Origin of the sequence: Streptomyces sp. NPDC087263, assembly GCF_044744645.1 — a bacterium.
In the GTDB taxonomy this organism is placed as follows: Bacteria; Actinomycetota; Actinomycetes; order Streptomycetales; family Streptomycetaceae; genus Streptomyces.
Genome location: NZ_JBIUYT010000018.1, coordinates 28,298 through 51,143, shown reverse-complemented (window position 1 = coordinate 51,143; position 22,846 = coordinate 28,298). Strand labels below are relative to the sequence as shown.

Sequence of the window (22,846 nt, the reverse complement as noted above, 5' to 3'; positions counted from 1 at the left end):
TTCGGGGTGTACGTACCGGCGGTGGCGGTGGTCACGAACGCAGCTCCTTGCCGGTCAGTTCCAAAAACACGTCTTCGAGTGTGTGGCGTTCGACGGAGATCCGCTCCGGCATCACGCCGTGCTGGGCGCACCAGGACGTGACCGTCGCGAGCAGTTGCGGGTCGATCCTGCCGCCGAGCCGGTAGGCGCCGGGGGTCAGTTCCGCCGCTGTGCTGTCCACCGGGAGGGCCTTCAGCAGGGACGCCACGTCGAGACCTGGACGGCCGCTGAAGCGCAGGGTGTTCTCCGCGCCGCCGCGGCACAGTTGTTCGGGGGAGCCCTGGGCGATGACCTTGCCCGCGTCGATGATCGCTACGTCGTCCGCGAGCTGCTCGGCCTCGTCCATGTGGTGCGTGGTGAGGATGACCGAGACGCCGTCGGAGCGCAGATCGCGGACGAGGTCCCAGGTGGCGTGGCGGGCCTGCGGGTCGAGCCCCGCCGTCGGTTCGTCGAGGAAGACCAGCTCGGGGCGGCCGACCACGGCCATCGCCAGCGCGAGGCGCTGTTGCTGGCCGCCCGACAGCCGCCGGTAGGTCGTACGGCCGCAGCTGTCGAGGCCGAGCCGTTCGATGAGCGCGTCCACGTCCAGCGGGTGTGCGTGGAGTTTCGCCACGTGGCGGAGCATCTCGTCGGCCCGTGCGCCCGAGTAGACGCCGCCGGACTGGAGCATGACGCCGATCCGTGGGCGCAGTTGCCCGGCCTGGCGGACCGGGTCGAGGCCCAGGACGCGCACCATGCCGGAGTCCGGTCTGCGGTAACCCTCGCAGGTCTCGATCGTGGTGGTCTTACCCGCGCCGTTCGGGCCGAGGACGGCGGTGATACCCGGCTTGGCGACCAGGTCGAGGCCGTCCACCGCGGTCTTCCTGCCGTACCTCTTCACCAAGGCCTGGACCTGGACCACGGGCTCGCTTCGCATGAGGAGCAAGTCTAGGGACGAGTCCGGGGTTCCCGGGCGCGGGGGGCCGCATCGGCGTACGGCTCCCGTGGCCGGTGCAGCGCGAGCCACCGTTCCGCGTACGCCACCGCGTCGGCCACCGGGAACAGCCGGGTGTCGGCCGCGCCCACCCGGCCCCGTACGACGGGACGGTCGCGTTCGAAGTCGGAGCCCAGCTCGTCGAAGCGCTCGGAGGTGATCGACACCTCCGTCACCTCCTCCCAGCCGCCCGCGGCGGGCCGTCCCACCTGGACCAGCGGCGACGGAATCCGGTATTCGGCCAGGTGGAAGGCGGTGCACGCGTCGTACCCCGCGCCCAGCAGCAGCACCCGTGCGTCCAGCGTCTCCAGGCGGGCCAGCGGGCTGCGCTCGCCCAGGCGGCAGTCCGTCGCGTGGCCCTCGGTGATCTCCGCCGCGCGCGGGCCGATCGCCGCGAACGAGGTCTGCGGGTGCGCGCTGCGCCGGGCGCCGGGCCAGGTCCGTACGGTCTCCGGGATCACGCCGACCCCGCCCGAGGGGGTGACGAGGGGGTCGTACGCGGGCATCGTCGCCCGGATGGCGGGCCACCACTCCTCGGGTACCGGCGGACTGCTCCACAGAGCGGGGTCGGACAGGCCGCCGGACTGGGTGGGGACCACCAGGGTCCCGTCCGGACCGAGTGCGTCGAGGAGTCCCTGGACGACCGCGACGGCGCCGCCGCAGACCCAGCCGAGGGAGCTGAGCGAGGAGTGCGCCAGGAGGGTCTCGCCAGGGCGGACGCCCAGCGGGAGCAGCTGTGCGGAGACGGTGTCTCGGGTGACGAGTGGCCCGGTGGGAGGGGGTGTCGGCATGGTTCGGCAGTGTTCCCGAGAGCCCGGTACGTGGCCACCGAATTGATCGATCAAAGATCGTTTCCGCAGGTCAGATTAGGTATACCTAAGTGATGCACGGCACCGTCCACGCCTCGGGTGCGGCTTGCCAGGCTCTGAGGAATTACGCAACAATAGCGTTGTGAAATACGTTGGCGAGGCTCCGCAGGAGGAACTCGCGACCGGTGAGCGGTCAACTCGCAACCGGGTCGCGCGCTCCATCCTGGACCACGGGCCCTCCACCGTGACCGACCTGGCCGGACGGCTGGGACTGACCTCGGCCGCCGTACGCCGTCATCTCGACGCCCTTGTCGCCGACGATGTCGTGGAAGCACGTGAGCAGCGGGTCTACGGAGCGCGTACGCGCGGTCGTCCCGCCAAGGTGTTCGCCCTGACCGACTGCGGCCGGGACGCCTTCGACCAGTCCTACGACAAGCTCGCCGCCGAAGCCCTGCGCTGGATCGCCGAGCGCGAGGGCGGGGATGAGGCGGTCGTCGCCTTCGCCCGCGCCAGGATCGCCGCACAGGCGAGCGCGTACCGCGCCGCCATAGAGTCCGCCGCCCCCGACAAGCGCACCGAAGCGCTGGCCAAGGCCCTGAGCGTGGACGGGTACGCTGCTACGGCGCGTAGCGCACCGGTCGGCGAGCAGCTCTGCCAGCACCACTGCCCGGTCGCTCATGTCGCCGAGCAGTTCCCGCAGCTGTGCGAGGCGGAGACCGAGATCTTCTCGCAGTTGCTCGGCACCCATGTACAGCGGCTGGCGACCATCGCCCACGGCGACGGCGTATGCACGACGTTCATCCCCAAGATTTCCAAGACCGCACCTGACGCATCTGCAAGCACCGCCGGGAGGAACCCCGCATGACGCTCCCCATCGAGGAGACTGCCCACCCCGAGCTCGAGGGTCTGGGTACGTACGAATACGGCTGGGCCGACTCCGACGTGGCCGGTTCCTCCGCCAAGCGAGGGATCAACGACGACGTCGTCCGCGACATCTCCCAGAAGAAGTCCGAGCCGGAGTGGATGACCAAGCTCCGGCTCAAGGGCCTGCGCCTGTTCGAGAAGAAGCCCATGCCGAACTGGGGCTCGGACCTGTCGGGCATCGACTTCGACAACATCAAGTACTTCGTGCGCTCCACGGAGAAGCAGGCGGCGTCCTGGGAGGACCTGCCCGAGGACATCAAGAACACGTACGACAAGCTCGGCATCCCGGAGGCGGAGAAGCAGCGCCTGGTCGCCGGCGTCGCCGCGCAGTACGAGTCCGAGGTCGTCTACCACCAGATCAACGAAGAGCTCGAGGCGCAGGGTGTCATCTTCATGGACACCGACACCGCGCTGAAGGAGCACCCGGAGCTCTTCAAGGAGTACTTCGGCACCGTCATCCCGGTGGGCGACAACAAGTTCGCGTCGCTGAACTCCGCGGTGTGGTCCGGCGGCTCGTTCATCTACGTCCCCAAGGGCGTGCACGTCGAGATCCCGCTCCAGGCCTACTTCCGTATCAACACGGAGAACATGGGCCAGTTCGAGCGGACGCTGATCATCGTCGACGAGGACGCCTACGTCCACTACGTCGAGGGTTGTACGGCCCCGATCTACTCCTCGGACTCCCTGCACTCCGCGGTCGTCGAGATCATCGTGAAGAAGGGCGGCCGCTGCCGCTACACGACCATCCAGAACTGGTCGAACAACGTCTACAACCTGGTCACCAAGCGCGCCGTGGCGTACGAGGGCGCGACCATGGAGTGGATCGACGGCAACATCGGCTCCAAGGTCACCATGAAGTACCCGGCCGTCTACCTGATGGGCGAGCACGCCAAGGGCGAGACCCTGTCCATCGCCTTCGCGGGCGAGGGCCAGCACCAGGACGCCGGCTCCAAGATGGTCCACATGGCGCCGAACACCTCCTCCAACATCGTGTCGAAGTCCGTGGCGCGTGGTGGCGGCCGTACGTCCTACCGCGGGCTCGTCGAGATCGGCGAGGGCGCCCATGGCTCCAAGTCGAACGTGCTGTGCGACGCGTTGCTCGTCGACACGATCTCCCGCTCCGACACGTACCCGTACGTCGACGTCCGCGAGGACGACGTGTCCATGGGGCACGAGGCGACCGTCTCCAAGGTCAGCGACGACCAGCTCTTCTACCTGATGAGCCGGGGCATGACCGAGTTCGAGGCGATGGCGATGATCGTGCGCGGCTTCGTCGAGCCGATCGCCAGGGAACTGCCCATGGAGTACGCGCTTGAGCTCAACCGGCTGATCGAGCTCCAGATGGAAGGCTCGGTCGGCTAACCGCCAACCGCCGCCCCCGTCAAGCCACTTACGCAAGAAAGCGAGCAGACCGACAGCCATGGCTGAGGCTCAGAACATCCCGGTCGGGTCCACTACCGCCGGCCAGATCGCGGTGGCCGCCGAGTCGACCGTCGCCACGCGCATGAGCGCGCCCCCGTCCTTCGACGTGGCGGACTTCCCCGTCCCCCACGGCCGTGAGGAGGAGTGGCGGTTCACGCCGCTGGAGCGGCTGCGCGGGCTGCACGACGGCACCGCGGTCGCGACCGGCGACGGCCTGAAGGTCGACATCGAGGCGCCCGCGGGCGTCACGGTCGAGACCGTCGGCCGTGACGACGCCCGGCTCGGCAAGGCCGGCACCCCGGTCGACCGCGTCGCCGCCCAGGCGTACTCGGCGTTCGAGAAGGCCAGTGTCATCACCGTCCCCAAGGAGACGGTGCTCACCGAGCCGATCCGGATCGCCGTGCACGGTGAGGGCGGAGTCGTCTACGGCCATCAGGTCGTCGAGCTGGGTGCCTTCGCCGAGGCCGTCGTCGTCATCGACCACACCGGCGACGCGGTCCTCGCCGCCAACGTCGACTACGTCCTGGGAGACGGCGCCAAGCTCACCGTCGTCTCCGTCCAGGACTGGGACGACAAGGCCGTGCACGTGGGCCAGCACAACGCGCTGATCGGCCGCGACGCCACCTTCAAGTCCTTCGTGGTCACCTTCGGCGGCGACCTCGTACGCCTCCACCCGCGCGTGACCTACGCCGGCCCCGGCGGCGAGGCCGAGCTCTTCGGCCTGTACTTCACCGACGCGGGCCAGCACCAGGAGCACCGCCTCCTGGTCGACCACAACACCCCGCACTGCAAGTCGAACGTCGCCTACAAGGGCGCGCTCCAGGGCGAGGGTGCCCACGCGGTGTGGATCGGCGACGTTCTCATCGAGGCCGCGGCCGAGGGCACGGACACGTACGAGATGAACCGGAACCTGGTTCTGACCGACGGCGCCCGTGTCGACTCCGTGCCGAACCTGGAGATCGAGACCGGCGAGATCGTCGGCGCCGGGCACGCGAGTGCCACCGGCCGTTTCGACGACGAGCAGCTCTTCTACCTGATGGCCCGCGGTATCCCGGCCGACGACGCCCGCCGTCTGGTGGTCCGCGGCTTCTTCGCCGAGCTGGTCCAGCAGATCGGTGTCGACGACATCGAAGAGCGCCTTCTTGTGAAGATCGACGAGGAGCTGGAGGCGTCGGTCTGATGGCTGCCCCTTCGACGTTCCTGCGCGCCTGCGGGCTGAGCGAGCTGGAGGAGGACACCCCCAAACGGGTGGAACTCGACGGCACGCCGGTCTCGGTCGTGAAGACCGAGGGCGAGGTGTTCGCGATCAACGACATCTGCTCGCACGCGAACGTCTCGCTCTCCGAGGGCGAGGTGGAGGACTGTCAGATCGAGTGCTGGCTGCACGGCTCCAGCTTCGACCTCCGCACCGGCAAGCCGTCCGGCCTTCCCGCGACGCGCCCCGTCCCCGTATACCCCGTACAGATCGAAGGGGGCAGCGTCTTCGTTGACGTACACGCCTCCCTCAACCAGGAGTCCTGAGGAACCCATGGCAACGCTTGAAATCCACGACCTGCACGTCACCGTCGAGGCCGACAACGCCACGAAGGAGATCCTCAAGGGCGTCGACCTGACCGTGAAGCAGGGCGAGACCCACGCCATCATGGGCCCGAACGGCTCCGGCAAGTCGACCCTCGCCTACTCGCTCGCGGGCCACCCCAAGTACACGATCACCGGCGGCACCGTCACCCTCGACGGCGAGGACGTCCTTGCGATGTCCGTCGACGAGCGCGCCCGCGCGGGCCTGTTCCTGGCGATGCAGTACCCGGTCGAGATCCCCGGCGTCTCCGTCTCCAACTTCCTGCGCACCTCGGCCACGGCCGTGCGCGGCGAGGCCCCCAAGCTGCGTACCTGGGTGAAGGAGGTCCGGGAGGCCATGGAGCGCCTCAACATGGACCCGGCCTTCGCCGAGCGCAATGTGAACGAGGGCTTCTCCGGCGGTGAGAAGAAGCGCCACGAGATCCTTCAGCTGGAGCTCCTCAAGCCGAAGATCGCGATCCTCGACGAGACCGACTCCGGCCTGGACGTCGACGCCCTGCGTGTCGTCTCCGAGGGCGTCAACCGGGTCCGTGAGAGCGGCGAGGTGGGCACCCTGCTCATCACCCACTACACGCGCATCCTGCGCTACATCAAGCCCGACTTCGTCCACGTCTTCTCGGCCGGCCGGATCGTCGAGTCCGGCGGCGCCGAACTCGCCGACAAGCTGGAGAACGAGGGCTACGAGGCTTACGCGATCCACGACACGGCCGACGCGAAGGGTGGCGTATCCGCGTGACCCCTTCCCGCAATGGGCTCCCCGGCCTCCTCGACACCGAGGCGATCCGCAAGGACTTCCCCATCCTGGACCGCCAGGTCCACGACGGTAAGAAGCTCGTGTACCTGGACAACGCGGCGACCTCGCAGAAGCCGCGCCAGGTGCTGGACGCCCTGAGCGAGTACTACGAGCGCTCCAACGCCAACGTCCACCGCGGTGTGCATGTGCTCGCCGAGGAGGCCACGGACCTGTACGAGGGTGCGCGCGACAAGGTCGCCACGTTCATCAACGCGCCGAGCCGCAACGAGGTCATCTTCACCAAGAACGCCTCCGAGTCGCTCAACCTCGTGGCCAACATGCTCGGCTGGGCCGATGAGCCCTACCGGGTCGACCACGAGACCGAGATCGTCATCACCGAGATGGAGCACCACTCCAACATCGTGCCCTGGCAGCTGCTCTCGCAGCGCACGGGCGCGAAGCTGAAGTGGTTCGGCCTCACCGACGACGGCCGCCTCGACCTCTCGAACATCAACGAGATCATCACCGAGAAGACGAAGATCGTCTCCTTCGTGCTTGTCTCGAACATCCTGGGCACCGTGAACCCGGTCGAGGCGATCGTGCGCCGAGCCCAGGAGGTCGGGGCTCTGGTCCTGATCGACGCCTCACAGGCCGCACCGCACATGCCGCTGGACGTGCAGGCCCTCCAGGCCGACTTCGTGGCCTTCACCGGCCACAAGATGTGCGGTCCGACGGGCATCGGCGTCCTCTGGGGCCGCCAGGAACTCCTTGAGGACCTGCCGCCCTTCCTGGGCGGCGGCGAGATGATCGAGACCGTGTCGATGCACTCGTCGACCTACGCCCCGGCGCCGCACAAGTTCGAGGCGGGCACCCCGCCGATCGCCCAGGCGGTCGGTCTCGGCGCGGCCATCGACTACCTCTCCGCGATCGGCATGGACAAGGTCCTCGCCCATGAGCACGCGCTCACCGAGTACGCGGTGAAGCGGCTTCTGGAGGTCCCCGACCTGCGGATCATCGGCCCCACCACGGCCGAGGACCGCGGCGCGGCGATCTCGTTCACGCTGGGTGACATCCACCCGCACGATGTGGGCCAGGTTCTCGACGAGCAGGGCATCGCGGTCCGGGTGGGACATCACTGCGCACGCCCTGTCTGCCTGCGGTACGGAATTCCTGCGACCACACGAGCGTCGTTCTATCTGTACTCCACGCCGACCGAGGTCGACGCACTGATCGACGGCCTGGAGCACGTTCGGAACTTCTTCGGCTGAGGAGCTGGCTGAGTCGTGAAGCTTGATTCGATGTACCAGGAAGTCATCCTGGACCACTACAAGCACCCGCACGGGCGGGGCTTGCGGGATGGCGATGCCGAGGTGCACCACGTCAACCCGACGTGCGGCGACGAGATCACGCTGCGCGTGAAATACGAGGGCGAGCGGATCGCGGACATCTCGTACGAGGGCCAGGGCTGTTCGATCAGCCAGGCCTCGGCGTCCGTGCTGAACGAGCTGCTCGTCGGCAAGGACCTGTCCGATGCGCAGAAGGTCCAGGAGACCTTCCTGGAGCTGATGCAGTCCAAGGGCCGGATCGAGCCGGACGACGCGATGGAGGAGGTACTGGAGGACGCGGTCGCGTTCGCCGGTGTCTCCAAGTACCCGGCACGGGTGAAGTGCGCGCTGCTCAGCTGGATGGCGTGGAAGGACGCGACGGCCCAGGCACTGGGCTCGGACGCCGCTGAAAGGAAGACGGCATGAGCGAGACCATCGAGATGAAGCCCGCCTCGGAGGAGGAGGTCCGCGAGGCTCTGTACGACGTCGTCGACCCCGAGCTGGGCATCGATGTCGTCAACCTCGGCCTCATCTACGGCATTCACATCGACGACGCGAACATCGCGACCATCGACATGACCCTGACGTCCGCGGCCTGCCCGCTCACCGACGTCATCGAGGACCAGGCCAAGTCCGCCACGGACGGCCTTGTCAACGAACTGCGCATCAACTGGGTCTGGATGCCGCCGTGGGGCCCGGACAAGATCACGGACGACGGCCGCGATCAGCTTCGGGCGCTCGGGTTCAACGTCTGAGTTGTGCGTGTACGAGTACTGAGTCCCGCTTGTAGGTGTGGCCCCCGGCAGTGCGCCGGGGGCCACAGCTGTCTCCGAGGCTCAGGTTCGCTCGTCAGTCCTCAGGTTGGGTTTCGGGTTTCGGGGCTCAGCCCAAACCCTTCACCAGGCGGAACGCCCAGCCGTCGCGGTCCCGGTGGTCGTCGCGCCGGTGGCCGTCGTCGTACCTCTCCAGGCGGAGCTGGAAGTCGCGGTCGTGCAGGTAGTGGCCCGGGTGGTTGACCGACTCCAGCATGACCGCGCCGGAGGACGACGTCGGCCGGGGGCAGAAGGTGGCGTCCTGCTTGAAGAGGGCGGAGCCGTCGTTGGGCTCGGCGCGCAGGACGAAGTCGCGGTGGCGGAGGTAGCTGCCGTCGGCGGTGACGAAGGAGTAGCAGGAGGCGTCCGCGAGGCCCTCGACCTTTTCGAAGCTGGCGTCCCGCCTGGTCGCCACCGGACTGCTCCCGCTCACCTGGTCGAGGCGGACGGTGCCGTCGTTCACGTGCCAGTAGCGGTCGGGGCGGTCGACGGACTGGACCGACGTCCGCGCGGCGGCGGTCGCGGAGGGCTCGCCGGTCGCGGTGGGCTTCGGCGGTGCGGGGACGGGTTCGGCGGATCCCTGTCCCGAGGGAATCGGCGAGGCGGCACCCTGCGGGGCGGAGGCGGCGGGCACGGGGGAGGACAAGGCGGTCTTGCCGGTCGGTTCCGCGGCGGCGACGCCGGGGATGAACGGGAGGCCCGTGTCGGCGGCGGGTCGGTTCGCCTCGTCCTGTGACGAGGTGTCAGAACCGTTGTCCAGTACGGCGATTGCGGTGGCGGTGGCGATGAGGACCGCTATGGCGAGGCCGCCGGCCAGCCACAGCCGCCGGGTGCCGGGCAGTCGCCCCTCCGGCACGGTCTCATCGGACTCCCATGGCATCGGGACGTCGGCGAAGGGGGGCATTTCCGCCGGGTAGGGAGCGCCGTGCGCTGTGGGGCGCCAGGCGGTGATCTCCGATGAGGGGACGGGTCTCTCCGCGGAGCTGGCGGGCTGGTCGGGCCCGGGCTCCGGCTTCATTTCTGGCATGCAAGTTCCTCCAGCGTCGCTCGTGGCGTACGCGGATTCGTCTTTTGGTCTGAGCCAAGAGCTTCTGGTGGGGGCACGAGAAAGGGGAGGCGCAGGCGCATGGACAGGCGATAGCCATGGACACGATGTGCGCGACTGGTGAAACAGTAGTGGACCAACTGACTCCCGAGTAGCCGTTTGCCCCAGTGGTCCAACGGAATTCGCGGCCCGGCCGCCAGGTACCGAAGGGCCTGCGTCGCCCCGGAGTTCACATGGCATTCTCAGCGGGGTCCCAGCCCGGGCCCACGGCGGCGCGGCAGCCTGGGCTCGTGCCTGCTCCCGAAAGACCCGTCTTCGTCCTCGGCTCTCCCGGTTCGGGAACCACGCGGCTGCACCTGATGCTGCACGCCCATCCACGGATCGCGCTGCCGCCCGAGACGCGTTTCGTGCTGCCCGCCTACGAGAGGCGGCTGGCCTTCGGGGACCTGCGGAAGCAGAGCAACCGGGCCGGGCTCGCACAGTGGATCACCGGGCGTGAGGAGACGCGGTTCCACCAACTCGGCCTGGACGCCCGGCGCGTGGCCGAGCGGATCACCGAAGGGCCGCCGACCCTCGGGTCCGCGCTGGGCATCACGTTCAGGGCGTACGCCGAGGAGCACGGAAAGGTGCGCTGGGGTGACAGGCGGCCCGCGTACGCCCTGCATATGGGGGAGATGCTGCGGTTGTTCCCCGACGCGCAGTTCATCCATCTCGTGCGGGACGGACGGGACTGTGCCGCTTCGCTCCTTGGTAGGCCCTGGTGGCAGCGCGGCTTCCACGAGGCAGTCGCCACCTGGGCGCAGGTCATGGACACCACGCGTACGCAGGCGCGGAAACTGGGGCCCGACAGCTGGCACGAGCTGCGCTTCGAGGACCTCGTGGCCGATCCGGAGAGCCAACTCCGGCGCGTGTGTGAGTACTTGGGGGAGGAGTACGCCCCCGAGATGCGCGAACCCTGTCGGGTCGCCGAGCCGGCCGTGCCCGCCCGGACGACCTGGCGCCGCCGTACGCGCGGTGCCCTGGACAGCTCGCGGGCGGAAAACTGGACCACCCGGCTGACACCGGCTCAGATCACCTTGTGCGACGAGGTGTTGGGCGACCGGCTGACCTCCTACGGCTACGGACTCGCCGGAGCCGTCCGCCCCGACCCCGCCGAACTGCTGCGCTACCGGCGGGTGGAGGTGCTGCGACGGGCCGCCCACGCCAAGCGGCGGATGCTGGACCGGCTGACGCGGGTGCGTGAACAGGGGCTGGTGGCTTGTCAGTTGGTTGGTTGACGAGTACTTCGGAGTTCAGGGCCTGTCGGCAATGGTATTGGGACCGCGGTGAGAACACGGACTTTGCGTACACTCGTACACATCGATGCGTACACTCGTACACATGGGATATGTGATGCTCGCCGGCGCCATCGCCGCGGAGGTGGCCGCCACCACCGCGATGAAGTACAGCGACGGCTTCAGCAAGCTGTGGCCGTCGCTGGTGACCCTCCTCGGATACGTCATCGCCTTCGCGCTGCTCGCGCAGACCCTGAAGACCGTCTCGGTCGGCACGGCCTATGCGATCTGGGCAGGCGTCGGGACCGCCGTCATCGCCGCGATCGGCATGGTGTTCCTCGGTGAGGGGCTCAACGCGGCGAAGCTCACCGGGATCGCGCTGATCATCGGCGGGGTCGTCCTGCTGAACCTCGGCGGGGCGCACTGATGGCCCGGCGCTACGACCCCGAGCGGCGCCAGCGGATCATCGACGCGGCGATCCGGGTCGTGGGGGACATGGGCCTCGCCGGGCTGAGCCATCGCTCCGTCGCCGCCGAGGCAGATGTGCCGCTCGGCTCCACGACGTACCACTTCAAGACCCTCGACGAGCTGATGGTCGCCGCGCTGCGGCAGGCGAACGAGGGCTTCGCCAAGGTGGTCGCCGCGCGCGGCGGTCTGGAGGACCCGCGCACCGACCTGGCCGGGGAGCTCGCGGGCTGGATGGGCGAGTGGCTGGCCGGCGACCGTACCGGCGTGGAGCTGGAGTACGAGCTGTATCTCGCCGCGCTCCGCCGCCCTGCCCTGCGCCCGGTCGCCGCCGAGTGGGCCGAGGACCTCGCGGAGCGGCTGACCCGCCGCACGGACCCGGTGACCGCGCGGGCGTTGGTCGCGGTGCTGGACGGGATCTGTCTGCAGGTGCTGCTGACGGGGGCGGCGTACGACGAGGGGTATGCGCGGGAGGTGCTGGGGCGGGTGATTCCGCGCGGGGTACGCACCGGAGGTGCTGGGGGCCGGTGATTGCGTGAGAGGTATGCGAGGGCGGGTGATTCCGTGAGCCGCGGCGCTCCGGTCATGCTCGGCTCACGGTGACCGCCCGGTAGCTGAGACGCCCCGCACGCTGGTTCGCATCCCCGGCCCCCGGCCGGTTAGGTTTCCCCTATGACCGACACGACTGCACCCCGTACCACCGGCGCCGTTGCCGCCGGGCTTGCCACCGTCGCCGCCGACGGCACTGTCCTGGACACCTGGTTCCCCGCCCCCGAGCTCGCTGCCGAGCCCGGCCCTTCCGGCACCGAGCGGCTGTCCGCCGAGCGTGCCGTGGAGCTGCTCGGCGAGGGCGCCGCGAAGGCCATCGGGCCCGACGCCCGCCGTGGTGTCGAGGTGGTCGCGGTCCGTACGGTCATCGCCTCGCTGAACGAGAAGCCGCTCGACGCGCACGACACCTACCTGCGCCTGCACCTGCTCTCGCACCGCCTCGTCCAGCCGCACGGCCAGAGCCTGGACGGCATCTTCGGCCACCTCGCCAACGTCGCCTGGACCTCGCTCGGCCCGGTCGCCGTGGACGACGTGGAGAAGGTGCGCCTGAACGCCCGGGCGGAGGGCCTCCACCTGGCCGTGACGTCCATCGACAAGTTCCCGCGTATGACGGACTACGTCGCGCCGAAGGGCGTCCGCATCGCCGACGCCGACCGCGTCCGGCTCGGCGCGCACCTCGCCGACGGCACCACCGTCATGCACGAGGGCTTCGTCAACTTCAACGCCGGCACGCTCGGCACCTCCATGGTCGAGGGCCGTATCTCGGCCGGCGTCGTGGTCGGCGACGGCTCCGACATCGGCGGCGGCGCCTCCACCATGGGCACCCTGTCCGGTGGCGGCAACGTCCGTATCACCATCGGCGAGCGCTGCCTGATCGGCGCGGAGGCGGGCGTCGGCATCGCCCTCGGCGACGAGTGCGTCGTCGAGGCCGGGCTGTACGTCACCGCAGGCACCCGCGTGACCATGCCCGACGGCCAGATCGTCAAGGCCCGCGAACTCTCCGGCGCTTCCCACATCCTCTTCCGCCGCAACTCGGTCAGCGGAACGGTCGAGGCGCGCCCGAACAACGCGGTGTGGGGTGGCCTCAACGAGGTCCTCCACAGCCACAACTGACCTGGGCCCCAAGCCCTGGTCGAGTGCCCTCCTGCCTGCGCGGCCGGAGGGCACTTGCCTTATGCGCGCAGCGCCGTCGCGAACTCCGCCAGCACCGCGAAGTCGCCCTCGCGCAGCCCGAGTCGGGGATTGACGTGGTGCAGCAGCGCGGGCCCGGCATGGTGGGCGCCGACGTACGTGTCGTCGGCCGGGCTCTGTTCGTCGTCCACCCAGACGAAGGGGCGGCCGTCCGCGTACGCCACGATCCGCTCAGTCTTCCAGTGCACCCGTCGGGCCGCTCGGCGAACAGGGCACCGGTGAAATCGACGTACGGGAGTTCGGGGAGGCCGATGACCGGGGCGATCCAGCGGTTGGCGGAGTCCATCCACGTGGTGGCCCAGCACAGTTCGTAGCCGAGGCCGAGGAGGACACGGCCGTGCTCGGGGTGCAGCCAGACGCGCAGAGGCCGGCCGGGAGTCAGGGCCACCCGGATCGTCGTATAGCCCTCGGGTCGCCGCTCCCGCTGGGCCGCGTACGGGTTGAGAGGGCCGTCGACGTCGAGGAACAGCAGGGGTCGGCTCACGGGGCCACCGTAGGCGAGAAGGTGGCGACGGATGCCGAAGCGCGGGAGTTCAGCCGGCGCTGACGAACTCCTCGTACGCCGCCAGCAGCCCGTCGACCGCCTCGCGTCCGGCGGGTCGCAGCGGCGGCCGGACCGGACCGGCGGGCAGCCCCAGCGTGTTCAGGACCGCCTTTGCCGTGACCGTGCCGGGCAGACCGGCCGACATCATCAACTCGATGAGCGGGACGGCCCGTTGCTGGAGTCGGGCGGCGTCGGCGGTGACCCCCGCGTCGAACGCGTCCAGGATCGCGCGCAAGGGGCGGGGCGCCACGTTCGCGACCGTACTGATGTATCCGCTGCCGCCGATCGCACGCATCGCGAGGATGTACTCGTCGCAGCCCGTGTAGTACGCCAACTCCGTGCGGGACAGCACCTTCTGGGTGCCCAGGAGGTCGTACGCGCAGTCCTTGACCGCGACGATCCTCGGGTGGTCGGCGAGGCGGATCATGGTGTCCGGCTCGATGCGGGTGCCGGTGCGGCCCGGGATGTCGTACAGCGCGATCGGCAGACCGGAGGCGTCCGCGATCTCCCGGAAGTGCGCCTCGACCGCGTCCTGCGGAGGCCTGCTGTAGTACGGCGTGACCACCAACAGGCCGTCCGCGCCCGCCTTTTCGGCCTCCAGCGCCAGCTCCACGGTGTGCCGGGTGTCGGCGGTACCGACGCCCGCCACGACGCGGGCCCGGTCCCCCACCGCCGCGCGGACCGCCCGTACCAGCGCGGACTTCTCCGCGTCCGTCGTGGTCGGCGACTCACCCGTGGTCCCGGACAGGACCAGGCCGTCGCAGCCCTCGGAGACCAGCCGGTCGGCGAGCAGTTGTGCCCCGTCGAGGTCCAGCGCACCTTCCTCGGTGAAGGGCGTGATCATGGCGCAGAGGGCGCGGCCGAAGGGCGCGGTGCCGTGGGCTGAGGTTGTCATAGGAGTAGTGTCGGCAACCCGATCGTGAAGCTCCACTTAATTCTTCTACGAGGTATTGGCAAGGGGTGCTACGTGGTTGGGGGGTGGCCCGCGCGAGGCCCTAGTGCCAACCTGGGCCCTCATGGGTCACCATGGCGAGGACGGAAATCGACGGCAGATCGCGGGAGGCGTCATGAGGCTCGGCAAGGCACTCGCCACCGGAGTCGCGGAAGAGAAGGTTCACGCGCAGGACGAGGAACTCCGACTTCCTGAGGAAATGCAGGAGTTGGAGGCGTCCGCGCCCGAAGAGGTTCCGGTCGCCCGATGAGGCTGCGGCTCCCCGAGGAACGACCGACGGAGCCGCCGACCGGATACAAGATCGCCCACCCGGTGCTGTCCCAGGACGGCACCCGGGCCGGGTTCACCGGCGTCTCCCTGGGTGGCGCACTGCCGTACGGAGTGCTGGACGAGGCGGGCTGCGTCTACGGGCGGCGCCATCGCGCGCCGCACCGCCGTTGCGACTGCGGTTTCCACTGCGTGCACGAACGGTCCACGGCCGAGGCGCTGTTGTGCACCGCCGAACATCGAGCGGCCGTCCTCCTCGAAGTGTCCGTCCTGGGCGCCTACATCCGCTTCGAACGCGGCTTCCGCTACGCCCGCCAGCGGGTACGGACCGCGACCGTCGGTCCCTGCGCATGCGGTGCGGTGGCCGGCGCGCTGGCCGACGCGGGCTGGGGGCGGCCCGGGTGGCGCGCCCTGTCCGCCGCGTGCGCGGGATGCGTACGTGGTCGTACGTCGCTGTCGCTCGCCACCTTCGCGCGGCTGGCCGGGGACGGGCTGCGGGTCCGGGCCGCCGGTGGCGGTGGTGCGGTGGACGTGGCCGGCGGGCTTGGTACGAGCTCCGGGCTCGGTGCGTCCTCGGGGCTCGGTGTGTCGGAGCTGGTTGCCGAGGCGGCCCTGTTGCAGGCCCGACTCGACTGGTTCCAGAGCCAGTTGGCCCGACTTGACGAGCGAGGGACGCAGTCCGGCTGATCGCCCGCCAGGGTGGGGACGGACGGCTGAGATATGCCCATCGGATCGAACTGGAGTTCGGTACACACCACGCCACCGCCGACAACTCGAACCGTCTGGACAAATAAAGTGTTCGGTGAGACGGTGGAGTCATGTTGGACGTGACCGTGATCGAGGACGCAGAGGCCGCCGCCGTCTCGCTCGACCCGATAAGGGCCAGGCTGCTGGCCGAGCTGGCCGCAGGCCCCGCTTCGGCCGCCATGTTGGCCGGCAAGGTCGGGCTGCCCCGGCAGAAGGTGAACTACCACCTCAAGACGCTGGAGCGGCACGGACTGGTCGAGCTGGCGGGCGAGCGCCGCAAGGGCAATGTCACCGAGCGGCTGATGCGCGCGACCGCCGCGTCGTACGTGATCTCACCGCTCGCGCTCGCCGCCGTGCAGCCCGACCCGGACCGGTTCCGCGACCAGCTGTCCGCCCGCTGGCTGCTCGCGCTCGGCGCCCGGCTCGTACGGGACGTCGGTTCGCTGATCACCGGCGCGGCGAAGGCGCGCAAGCGGCTCGCCACCTACGCGCTCGACGGCGAGGTGACCTTCGGTTCCGCGGCCGACCGAGCCGCGTTCATCGAGGAGCTGACGGCGGGAGTCAGCGGACTGATCCGCAAGTACGACGCCCCCGACGCCGCGGGGGGCCGGAGTCACCGGATCGTCGTCGCGCTCCACCCCACGGTCAAACCCGAGATCCGGACGGCCGAACTGCCCATCAGTACCGAGGAGTGACCACCATGTCCAAGGAATTCGAGAGCGCCCACGAGATCGAGATCGACGCCACGCCGGAGCAGGTGTGGGACGCGATCACCGAGGGCGTCGGAGGCTGGCTGTGGCCGATGGAGGCGCCCGAGCCGCGTGAGGGCGGCAGCGGCCCCTTCGGGTCCACGATCACGACCTGGGATCCGCCGCACCGCTACATCAACCGCGTCGAGGACGTCGACGGCATCTCCGAACAGACCCTCAACCAGCTCGACTACACCATCGAGCCGCGCGAGGGCGGCCGCCGGGCCTGGGTGCGGTATGTGCACAGCGGCATCTTCGTCGACGACTGGGACAACCAGTACGACGGCGCGAACAAGCACAACGCCTTCTACCTGCGCACCCTGGGCGAGTACGTGACGCACTTCGGCGGACGCCCGCTCACCTTCGCCATGTTCGACGGACCCGAGGCGTCCAAGGCGTCTGACGCCTTCACCGCCGTAGGACAGGCGCTCGGTCTCGCGGACGACACCGCCGAGGGCGCGCGGGTGCAGGCCCGTGGGCCCGAGGGGCAGCTCCTGGACGCCGTACTCGACTACCGCGACGCGTACTTCATCGGGCTGCGCACGGACCACGCCCTCATCCGCTTCTTCGGACGCAACCACTGGGGCGCGCCGGTGGGCATCAGCATCCACGACTTCGCGCCCGACGCCGACGGCAAGCGCAACGAAACCGCCTGGCAGGGCTGGCTGGACGGCGTCTTCGGTGCCTGACCCGCGACATGGGACGAGCCCGGCCCCCCGGACGACGGGGCCGGGCTCATCCGTACACAGGGTTACGGCTCGAACCGCAGCACCTGCGGGTCGTGGTCGCTGATCTGGTCGTTGAACTCCGAGTTGATGTGCACGCTGTCGTACGTGAAGTCGTCCTTGCGGATCGACGGGCTGATCAGGATCTGGTCGAGAACCTGGCTGTTGCCCTGGTAGTCGTACGTGTAACGCTCGCTCTTGGGCAGCGACTTGATCGCCGACCACAGCACGCCGTCGTCCTCCAGGAGCTTCGCCGTGTCGGAGAACTCGAAGTCGTTGATGTCACCGAGGGTGATGACGTCCGCGTTCTTCTGAGCCGCGAGGATCTCCTTGACGAAGGTGTTCACCGCGGTCGCCTGGAGGTGCCGCTGGGTCTCCGAACTGCGCGCCGGCGGTTGGTACTGCGCGGTCAGACCCTGGTCGCCGCCCTTGGAGGCGAAGTGGTTGGCGATCACGAAGACGGTCTTGCCGCGGAACACGAACTCGCCCGCGAGCGGCTTGCGGCTGGTCGTCCAGGCCGTGTTGGCCGGGTCGACACGGCCGGGGGAGGCCGTGAGGGCCGCCTTGCCGTTCGCCTTCGTGACGCCGACGGCGGTCGTCGCGTCGCCGCCCGCGCGGTCCGTGAAGGAGACGCGCTCGGGGTTGAAGAGGAACACCTGGCGGATGTTGCCGCCGGGCTCGCCGCCGTCCTTGTTGTTCTCCGGGTCGATGGAGCGCCAGTCGTACGCCGGGCCGCCCGCCGCGACGATCGCGTCGATCAGCTTCTGCACGGTCTGGTTGGCGGCGACCGTGCCGTCGTTCGTCGCGCCGTTGTTGTCCTGGATCTCCTCCAGGGACAGGATGTCGGGCGAGCGCAGGTTGTTCACGATCGCGGACGCGTGGGCCGCGAAGGACGCGTCGCCCGGGTCCAGGTTCTCGACGTTGTACGTCGCCACGGCCAGCTCGCTGCGCGACTGCTTCTGCGTCGTCTCGCGCTCCAGGCCGCCCGGTTCCAGGGTGCCGATCTGGTTGGCGACGAGGGTGTAACCGCCGAAGGAGTTGTAGTCGAGCGGGCCCGCGGTGGTGCCCGTGAGCTCGTCGCCCACGTTCGCGGTCGGGAAGTCGGCGGTCGCGCCGAGCGACTGGATCAGCAGGCGTCCGGTGTTCTGCGAGGTGTACGAGCCGTACACCGAGCCGCCGCGGCGGTTGTCGTTCTCGTGGGGCTTCACCGTGACCCACAGCTCCGCGTACGGGTCGGTCGCGGTGACCACACGGGCGTCGGAGACCCGGATGTTCATGCCCTCAAGGGACTCGTAGTAGTCCAGGGCGTACTTCTTCGGCTTCAGGGTCAGGCCGTTGACCGAGCCGCCCGAGGCCGTGTCGCCGTCGGCGCTGTAGAGAGCCGGGACCGACTTCGCGCTCACGACCGTGGCGGCCGGGACGGTGTTCCCGCCGGAGAGCACGGTCACCACCGGCTTGGTGATCTCCGTGATCGACTGGTTGCCGGACGCGGCGCCGCCGGGGACGTACTCCGAGATCGTGCCCGACACCGTGACCGAGTCGCCGACGGCGACCTTCGGGACGGAGCTGGTGAAGACGAAGACGCCCTCGCTGGTGGCCGGGTTGTCGTCCGCGTTCGGGTCCTGGATCCAGAAACCCCGCGACGAACCGTAGGTGCGCACACCCGTGACGATGCCCGCCACGTCCGTGACCGCCTGGCCCGCGTACGGGGACAGCCGGGTGGTGCCCTGGATGTCGTGAATGTGGATCGTGTCCGCGTGGGCGGGTGTCGTGAGCACCACGGCGGAAACGGTGGAACAGACCGCGGCGACGGTCAGCGCGCCTATGCGCGCGGTTCTCCTGCTCGGCAAGGGAATCCCTCCGGGGACGTACGTGAGCGCCGGGACGAGGGTGAAGCGGTGGGGGAGCGCGGCCCGTGTGAGGTGGTGACGCGCGTAGAAGCAGGTGGGCCGGCGGCCCTCGTACTTCTACGCGCGTCAATCTCGTGCGTGAGCGGGGGAGTTGTCAAGGCTTCCGTGGTGTACGGCGCCCGGCGGGGACATGAACCGGGCGGCTTGGGTCGAAATCCGTCTAGGCTGAGCGGTCGGTGCGGCGCTTGTACTGTCGGTGTCGGTCGTGTCGCAAGCGCTGCCCGCGCAGCCGGCTCGCCCTGCCCGCCCGCACCGTATGTCCTGCTTGCCCGGAGGAGAATCCAGCCGATGTCAGACAGCTCCCCCCTGCCGCCGGTGCGGCTGCACTCCGAAGCCGCACTGGCGCGCGACGCGCTCGCCGCCCCACTGCTCTCCCGCGCCGCCGGGCTCGCCCGCTGGGCCGGTCCGGACACCCGGGTCGGTGCGGGCGGCGAACTCGCCGAGGAACAGCTTCCGGAGGCCGCCGCCGAACTCGGGCTCACCGGCGACGAGGCGGCCGCGTTCGCCAGCGAGGCCTGGCGGGTCGCCGTGGACACCGGGCTCGTCGAGATCGTGGACGAGGAGGAGGGCACGGTCACCGCGGGCGAGGACCTCGCACTGCTCACCTCCGGGGCACCACAGGAGGTCCTCGCGGTGTGGCTCGGCGCGCTGGAAACGGTGCTGGCCGACGCGAGCGTGCCCGACCTCGACGATCTCGTCGGCGCCATGGACGAGGGCGGGGAGATCGACCTCTCCTCCCTGGACTGGGACCCGGAGGCGGAGGCCGAGTTCCTCGACGGGGTGCTCGGCAACCTGTACCTGCTCACCGTGGGCGAGGAGGGTCCCGGCGACGGTCCGGTGCCGCTGCCCGCCCTCGCCGCGTCGATGATCGTCCCCGACGACATGGGGGAGCCGACCAACGACGTCCTGGAACAGGTGTCGGACGCGATGATGCGGCTCGACGACCAGTTCCGGCTCCTCGAACCCATCGGGATCGTCGACTTCCAGCCGGTCGACGAGGCGCTGATGGCGGAGCCCGACGAGGAGTCGGCGGACCCCGAGGCGGCCTTCGACGACACCGATGTCTCGCGGTACGGGATGGTGAAGCTGACGCCCCTCGGGCTGTACGGGATCCGGGCACGACTCCTCGAAGCGGGGCTCGCCGCTCCCGCGGTCGGGGACCTCGCCGACAAGGGGGCCGACGAGCTCCTCGACGGCACCTCCGCCTTCCCGCCCGCCGCGGCACAGGCCGAGACCGAACAGTGGCTCGCCCGGCGTGAACCCCTGCCCTCCGCACGGGAGTTGCTCGCCGCGGCCCGCGGCGCCGACGCCGGAGCCCCGCTGCGCCGCCTGCGCTGTCAGCAGGCGCTCTCCCTCGTCGGCACGGACGCGGAGCCCGCCCTCCGCGAAGTCCTCGACGACGCCGAGCTGGGCGGGCTCGCCCGGGTCTGGTTGAGCGAGCACGGGGCGGCCGACGTGCCCGTTCCGTCCGAGGCGATGGTCTTCTGGCTCACCATCGACACACTGGCCGCGCAGCTCGCGGCCGAAGGCAACTCGGCCGAGTTGCAGGCTCTTGTGGAGGGCCTCGCCCAGCAGCACAGCAGCTTCTTCGCCGCCGCCTGGCGCGTCGAACACCCGGCCACGCCGGACGTGCTGGAGGCGATGGGCAGGCTGCACCCGGACAAGAAGGTGGCCAAGGAGGCTCGTAAGGCGGCGTTCAAGGCGCGGTCGCAGCAAGGGGGTTAGGGGAGGAGGGGGAGGAGGCGGCAGGAAGAAGAGGCGCGGCCGGGCGGATTCACGGAAGGGGGTCCCCCGAAGTCGACGCCCGTTCAACTCCTGTTCAGACGCGGGCGGGACCGTGTGGCCGATACGAGGTCCGACACCCCCACGGCAGTCCCCATCCGACCGTCACAGGAGACACCATGTCGCTCACCCGCAGGGACTTCGCCAGACAGACCGCGATCACCGGCGCCGGTGTCGCACTGGCCGGCAGCGTCGGCGCCCTTGCCACCGCGCCGAACGCCCTCGCCTCCACGGAGACCGAGAGCGAGGCCGAGGGGTCGGCGGACCATTCCGGAGTCGGCTACGGACCGCTGATCCCCGACCCGAAGGGCCTGCTCGCGCTGCCCGCCGGATTCTCCTACCGCGTCATCACCCACAGCGGCAGGACCAGGCTGGAGTCGGGCGAGTTCACGCCGTCCAACCATGACGGCACGTCCACCTTCGACGGCCCGAGCGGCGCCACCCTCCTCGTCAACAACCACGAGCTGGCCGGCCCCCGCGCCCAGTGGCCCCACCCGGTGCCGCTCACCGAGGGCCTGGTCTACGACCCGGCCGCGGCCGGCGGCTGCACGGTGGTGGAGGTGCGCGGCGACAAGGTGGCCGAATGGGTCGGCATCGCGGGCACCGCCACCAACTGCGCGGGCGGCAACACCCCTTGGGACACCTGGCTCACCTGCGAGGAGACCGAGGACAAGGCCGGCACCAACGGCTTCACCAAGGACCACGGCTACGTCTTCGAGGTCGACCCCAAGGACCGCCGCCGCAACAGGAACCCCAAGCCCATCAAGGCGCTCGGCCGCTACGCCCACGAGGCCGTCGTCGTCGACCCCAAGCGCGGCCGCCTCTACCTCACCGAGGACGCCTCGGGCCCCAACGGGCTGCTGTACCGCTGGACCCCGCCGCAGGGTTTCGAGCACGGCCACGGACAGCTCCGCACCCTCGCCGACGACGCGGGCGCTCTACAGGCCTTCAAGTGCTTCGACTCCGGCGGGCAGTTCGTCGACGACCTCTCGCGCGCCACGAAGATCGGCACGGTGTACGGCGTCGACTGGGTCGACGTTCCCGACCGTGACGCCCGGACCGTCTCCGTCCGCAAGCAGTTCACCGGCAGCCAGGTCACCCGCGCCCGCAAGCTCGAAGGCATGTGGTGGGGCGACGGCGGCGTGTACATCGTCTCCTCCTACGCCCGCACCGAGAGCCCCGGTCAGGCGCACGACGGCGCCGTCTGGTTCTACGACCCCAAGCGCCGCACCCTGACCCTGAAGGTCCTGATCGGCGTGAACCCCGACCCCTCCGTCGACGGCGCCCTGGACGGCCCCGACAACATCACCGTCTCCCCGTACGGCGGCCTCGTCATCGCCGAGGACGGCTCGGGCATCCAGCACCTGTTCGGCGCCACCGACAGCGGCCGTACGTACCCGATCGCACGCAACGAACTCAACATCGGCACCGAAGCGGCCCCGGAGTACAGCGAGTTCACCGGCGTCACCTTCTCGCCCGACGGCAGGACACTGTTCGCCAACATCCAGGTGCCGGGAATCATGCTGGCCGTCAAGGGCCCCTGGAAGCGCCAGAAGCGCGGCTAGTTAATTCGCTCGCCCGCCCCGCGGTACGCCTCTTAGAGTGGTGCTTGTCCAGGTGCGAAGGCAGGACCTACTTCCACTGATAATGGGGCGGGCGCGGGTTCGAGTCCCGCCACCGGTACAACTCGCCGGTGTAGCTCAGGGGTTAGAGCACCTACGTCGGTTCCGCCGGCCTTGAACTCTGGACACCACAACTTCATGCACCTCCCGGTGCGCAGGCTGCGGCTACTTCTTTCGAACAGAATCCAGGCCGCCGCCGACTTGATCTCGGGAGGCGCAGCTCATGGTGTGTGCCCGGTGCGAAGGCAACGGTTACTTCTGGGATCGGAAGGTTGCGGGTTCAAATCCCGTCATCGACCTCGGGTCGGTGTAGCTCAATTTGGTAGAGCGTCTGAATAAGTCCGTCGCCGACCTCTGAACTCGGGCACGCTCCATTTGCTGCGCCTCCCTCCGATACACCAATGAATTC

23 protein-coding genes and 1 pseudogene are annotated in these 22,846 nt (G+C 69.5%); 18 read left to right on the top strand and 6 right to left on the bottom strand.

Translation table 11 applies throughout. The features are described 5' to 3' along the window. Positions 1 to 31: 31 nt before the first annotated feature. Together ACIPC1_RS38715 and ACIPC1_RS38710 are read right to left on the bottom strand one after the other, a co-directional pair. Positions 32 to 955 (bottom strand): ABC transporter ATP-binding protein, encoded by a 924-nt coding sequence (locus ACIPC1_RS38715; protein WP_402526081.1) that lies wholly within the window; start codon positions 953 to 955, stop codon positions 32 to 34. A gap of 11 nt (positions 956 to 966) precedes the next feature. Continuing rightward, entirely contained in the window at positions 967 to 1,803 is an 837-nt protein-coding gene (locus ACIPC1_RS38710; protein ID WP_402526078.1) for an aminoglycoside N(3)-acetyltransferase, read from the bottom strand. 160 nt (positions 1,804 to 1,963) lie between these two features. On the opposite strand from ACIPC1_RS38710, the gene ACIPC1_RS38705 reads away from it, so the two are divergent. From ACIPC1_RS38705 to ACIPC1_RS38670, 8 genes are read left to right on the top strand one after another with little or no spacing between them, the layout of a single operon-like run. After that, entirely contained in the window at positions 1,964 to 2,686 is a 723-nt protein-coding gene (locus ACIPC1_RS38705; RefSeq protein ID WP_402526075.1) for a helix-turn-helix transcriptional regulator, read from the top strand. Further along, a complete protein-coding gene (sufB, locus tag ACIPC1_RS38700; RefSeq protein WP_384389922.1) occupies positions 2,683 to 4,107 on the top strand; it encodes a Fe-S cluster assembly protein SufB in 1,425 nt (474 codons plus the stop codon). The genes ACIPC1_RS38705 and sufB overlap by 4 nt, the downstream gene beginning before the upstream one ends. Positions 4,108 to 4,165: 58 nt before the next feature. After that, positions 4,166 to 5,347 carry a Fe-S cluster assembly protein SufD gene (gene sufD / locus ACIPC1_RS38695; protein WP_402526072.1) on the top strand — a complete coding sequence of 394 codons (1,182 nt, stop codon included), beginning with the start codon at positions 4,166 to 4,168 and terminating at the stop codon, positions 5,345 to 5,347. Continuing rightward, the gene (locus ACIPC1_RS38690; RefSeq protein WP_384389928.1) at positions 5,347 to 5,688 is read left to right on the top strand and encodes a bifunctional 3-phenylpropionate/cinnamic acid dioxygenase ferredoxin subunit; all 342 of its coding nucleotides are present in this window, start codon (positions 5,347 to 5,349) and stop codon (positions 5,686 to 5,688) included. Before sufD ends, ACIPC1_RS38690 begins: the two co-directional genes overlap by 1 nt. Before the next feature lie 7 nt (positions 5,689 to 5,695). Beyond that, positions 5,696 to 6,481, top strand: coding sequence for a Fe-S cluster assembly ATPase SufC (gene sufC, locus ACIPC1_RS38685; protein WP_402526069.1), 786 nt, complete (start codon positions 5,696 to 5,698; stop codon positions 6,479 to 6,481). Further along, positions 6,478 to 7,746, top strand: a complete 1,269-nt coding sequence (locus ACIPC1_RS38680) for a cysteine desulfurase (RefSeq protein WP_402526067.1) — start codon at positions 6,478 to 6,480, stop codon at positions 7,744 to 7,746. The genes sufC and ACIPC1_RS38680 overlap by 4 nt, the downstream gene beginning before the upstream one ends. Before the next feature lie 15 nt (positions 7,747 to 7,761). Beyond that, positions 7,762 to 8,229 (top strand): Fe-S cluster assembly sulfur transfer protein SufU, encoded by a 468-nt coding sequence (sufU, locus tag ACIPC1_RS38675; protein WP_384389936.1) that lies wholly within the window; start codon positions 7,762 to 7,764, stop codon positions 8,227 to 8,229. Next, positions 8,226 to 8,558 (top strand): metal-sulfur cluster assembly factor, encoded by a 333-nt coding sequence (locus ACIPC1_RS38670; protein WP_055610947.1) that lies wholly within the window; start codon positions 8,226 to 8,228, stop codon positions 8,556 to 8,558. The genes sufU and ACIPC1_RS38670 overlap by 4 nt, the downstream gene beginning before the upstream one ends. 127 nt (positions 8,559 to 8,685) lie before the next feature. On the opposite strand, the gene ACIPC1_RS38665 is transcribed toward ACIPC1_RS38670, so the two are convergent. Further along, positions 8,686 to 9,642, bottom strand: coding sequence for an AbfB domain-containing protein (locus ACIPC1_RS38665; RefSeq protein WP_402526063.1), 957 nt, complete (start codon positions 9,640 to 9,642; stop codon positions 8,686 to 8,688). A 308-nt stretch (positions 9,643 to 9,950) separates the two neighbouring features. Between ACIPC1_RS38665 and ACIPC1_RS38660 the strand changes: the two genes are divergently transcribed. The 4 genes from ACIPC1_RS38660 to dapD all read left to right on the top strand — a co-directional run bounded on the left by ACIPC1_RS38660 (position 9,951) and on the right by dapD (position 13,061). Further along, positions 9,951 to 10,937, top strand: a complete 987-nt coding sequence (locus tag ACIPC1_RS38660) for a sulfotransferase family protein (RefSeq protein WP_402526061.1) — start codon at positions 9,951 to 9,953, stop codon at positions 10,935 to 10,937. A gap of 103 nt (positions 10,938 to 11,040) precedes the next feature. Further along, positions 11,041 to 11,361: a DMT family transporter gene (locus ACIPC1_RS38655; protein WP_385737570.1), complete on the top strand. Its 321-nt coding sequence runs from the start codon at positions 11,041 to 11,043 to the stop codon at positions 11,359 to 11,361. Continuing rightward, the gene (locus tag ACIPC1_RS38650) at positions 11,361 to 11,930 is read left to right on the top strand and encodes a TetR/AcrR family transcriptional regulator (RefSeq protein WP_402526059.1); all 570 of its coding nucleotides are present in this window, start codon (positions 11,361 to 11,363) and stop codon (positions 11,928 to 11,930) included. Before ACIPC1_RS38655 ends, ACIPC1_RS38650 begins: the two co-directional genes overlap by 1 nt. A 141-nt stretch (positions 11,931 to 12,071) precedes the next feature. Then, positions 12,072 to 13,061 carry a 2,3,4,5-tetrahydropyridine-2,6-dicarboxylate N-succinyltransferase gene (gene dapD / locus ACIPC1_RS38645; RefSeq protein WP_402526057.1) on the top strand — a complete coding sequence of 330 codons (990 nt, stop codon included), beginning with the start codon at positions 12,072 to 12,074 and terminating at the stop codon, positions 13,059 to 13,061. Between the two features lie 59 nt (positions 13,062 to 13,120). On the opposite strand, the pseudogene ACIPC1_RS38640 reads toward dapD, so the two are convergent. Beyond that, positions 13,121 to 13,623 (bottom strand): annotated as a pseudogene (locus tag ACIPC1_RS38640) (hypothetical protein). Positions 13,624 to 13,672: 49 nt separating this feature from the next. Next, the gene (gene dapA / locus ACIPC1_RS38635) at positions 13,673 to 14,578 is read right to left on the bottom strand and encodes a 4-hydroxy-tetrahydrodipicolinate synthase (protein WP_402526055.1); all 906 of its coding nucleotides are present in this window, start codon (positions 14,576 to 14,578) and stop codon (positions 13,673 to 13,675) included. Between the two features lie 172 nt (positions 14,579 to 14,750). On the opposite strand from dapA, the gene ACIPC1_RS38630 reads away from it, so the two are divergent. From ACIPC1_RS38630 to ACIPC1_RS38615, 4 genes are all read left to right on the top strand, one after another. Beyond that, positions 14,751 to 14,885, top strand: a complete 135-nt coding sequence (locus tag ACIPC1_RS38630) for a hypothetical protein (protein WP_402526053.1) — start codon at positions 14,751 to 14,753, stop codon at positions 14,883 to 14,885. Continuing rightward, positions 14,882 to 15,589 (top strand): hypothetical protein, encoded by a 708-nt coding sequence (locus ACIPC1_RS38625; protein ID WP_402526050.1) that lies wholly within the window; start codon positions 14,882 to 14,884, stop codon positions 15,587 to 15,589. Before ACIPC1_RS38630 ends, ACIPC1_RS38625 begins: the two co-directional genes overlap by 4 nt. 131 nt (positions 15,590 to 15,720) lie before the next feature. Beyond that, positions 15,721 to 16,344, top strand: a complete 624-nt coding sequence (locus ACIPC1_RS38620; protein ID WP_402526048.1) for an ArsR/SmtB family transcription factor — start codon at positions 15,721 to 15,723, stop codon at positions 16,342 to 16,344. 5 nt (positions 16,345 to 16,349) lie between these two features. Further along, positions 16,350 to 17,087, top strand: a complete 738-nt coding sequence (locus tag ACIPC1_RS38615) for an SRPBCC domain-containing protein (protein WP_402526045.1) — start codon at positions 16,350 to 16,352, stop codon at positions 17,085 to 17,087. A gap of 62 nt (positions 17,088 to 17,149) precedes the next feature. On the opposite strand, the gene ACIPC1_RS38610 is transcribed toward ACIPC1_RS38615, so the two are convergent. Next, positions 17,150 to 18,973 (bottom strand): endonuclease/exonuclease/phosphatase family protein, encoded by a 1,824-nt coding sequence (locus tag ACIPC1_RS38610; RefSeq protein ID WP_402526042.1) that lies wholly within the window; start codon positions 18,971 to 18,973, stop codon positions 17,150 to 17,152. A gap of 348 nt (positions 18,974 to 19,321) precedes the next feature. Here ACIPC1_RS38610 and ACIPC1_RS38605 point away from each other — a divergent pair, with 348 nt between their 5' ends. Both ACIPC1_RS38605 and ACIPC1_RS38600 read left to right on the top strand, forming a co-directional pair. Next, positions 19,322 to 20,758: a hypothetical protein gene (locus tag ACIPC1_RS38605; protein ID WP_402526040.1), complete on the top strand. Its 1,437-nt coding sequence runs from the start codon at positions 19,322 to 19,324 to the stop codon at positions 20,756 to 20,758. A 176-nt stretch (positions 20,759 to 20,934) separates the two neighbouring features. Next, positions 20,935 to 22,380: an alkaline phosphatase PhoX gene (locus ACIPC1_RS38600; RefSeq protein ID WP_402526038.1), complete on the top strand. Its 1,446-nt coding sequence runs from the start codon at positions 20,935 to 20,937 to the stop codon at positions 22,378 to 22,380. Positions 22,381 to 22,846 lie beyond the last annotated feature (466 nt).

Excerpts from the sequence above, each read along its gene's own strand:
- ACIPC1_RS38715 (WP_402526081.1), bottom strand. The coding sequence starts at position 955 with ATGCGAAGCGAGCCCGTGGTCCAGGTCCAGGCCTTGGTGAAGAGGTAC.
- ACIPC1_RS38710 (WP_402526078.1), bottom strand. The coding sequence starts at position 1,803 with ATGCCGACACCCCCTCCCACCGGGCCACTCGTCACCCGAGACACCGTC.
- sufB (WP_384389922.1), top strand. The coding sequence starts at position 2,683 with ATGACGCTCCCCATCGAGGAGACTGCCCACCCCGAGCTCGAGGGTCTG.
- sufD (WP_402526072.1), top strand. The coding sequence starts at position 4,166 with ATGGCTGAGGCTCAGAACATCCCGGTCGGGTCCACTACCGCCGGCCAG.
- ACIPC1_RS38690 (WP_384389928.1), top strand. The coding sequence starts at position 5,347 with ATGGCTGCCCCTTCGACGTTCCTGCGCGCCTGCGGGCTGAGCGAGCTG.
- sufC (WP_402526069.1), top strand. The coding sequence starts at position 5,696 with ATGGCAACGCTTGAAATCCACGACCTGCACGTCACCGTCGAGGCCGAC.
- ACIPC1_RS38670 (WP_055610947.1), top strand. The coding sequence starts at position 8,226 with ATGAGCGAGACCATCGAGATGAAGCCCGCCTCGGAGGAGGAGGTCCGC.
- ACIPC1_RS38665 (WP_402526063.1), bottom strand. The coding sequence starts at position 9,642 with ATGCCAGAAATGAAGCCGGAGCCCGGGCCCGACCAGCCCGCCAGCTCC.
- ACIPC1_RS38655 (WP_385737570.1), top strand. The coding sequence starts at position 11,041 with ATGGGATATGTGATGCTCGCCGGCGCCATCGCCGCGGAGGTGGCCGCC.
- ACIPC1_RS38650 (WP_402526059.1), top strand. The coding sequence starts at position 11,361 with ATGGCCCGGCGCTACGACCCCGAGCGGCGCCAGCGGATCATCGACGCG.
- dapD (WP_402526057.1), top strand. The coding sequence starts at position 12,072 with ATGACCGACACGACTGCACCCCGTACCACCGGCGCCGTTGCCGCCGGG.
- dapA (WP_402526055.1), bottom strand. The coding sequence starts at position 14,578 with ATGACAACCTCAGCCCACGGCACCGCGCCCTTCGGCCGCGCCCTCTGC.
- ACIPC1_RS38630 (WP_402526053.1), top strand. The coding sequence starts at position 14,751 with ATGAGGCTCGGCAAGGCACTCGCCACCGGAGTCGCGGAAGAGAAGGTT.
- ACIPC1_RS38625 (WP_402526050.1), top strand. The coding sequence starts at position 14,882 with ATGAGGCTGCGGCTCCCCGAGGAACGACCGACGGAGCCGCCGACCGGA.
- ACIPC1_RS38620 (WP_402526048.1), top strand. The coding sequence starts at position 15,721 with ATGTTGGACGTGACCGTGATCGAGGACGCAGAGGCCGCCGCCGTCTCG.
- ACIPC1_RS38615 (WP_402526045.1), top strand. The coding sequence starts at position 16,350 with ATGTCCAAGGAATTCGAGAGCGCCCACGAGATCGAGATCGACGCCACG.
- ACIPC1_RS38605 (WP_402526040.1), top strand. The coding sequence starts at position 19,322 with ATGTCAGACAGCTCCCCCCTGCCGCCGGTGCGGCTGCACTCCGAAGCC.
- ACIPC1_RS38600 (WP_402526038.1), top strand. The coding sequence starts at position 20,935 with ATGTCGCTCACCCGCAGGGACTTCGCCAGACAGACCGCGATCACCGGC.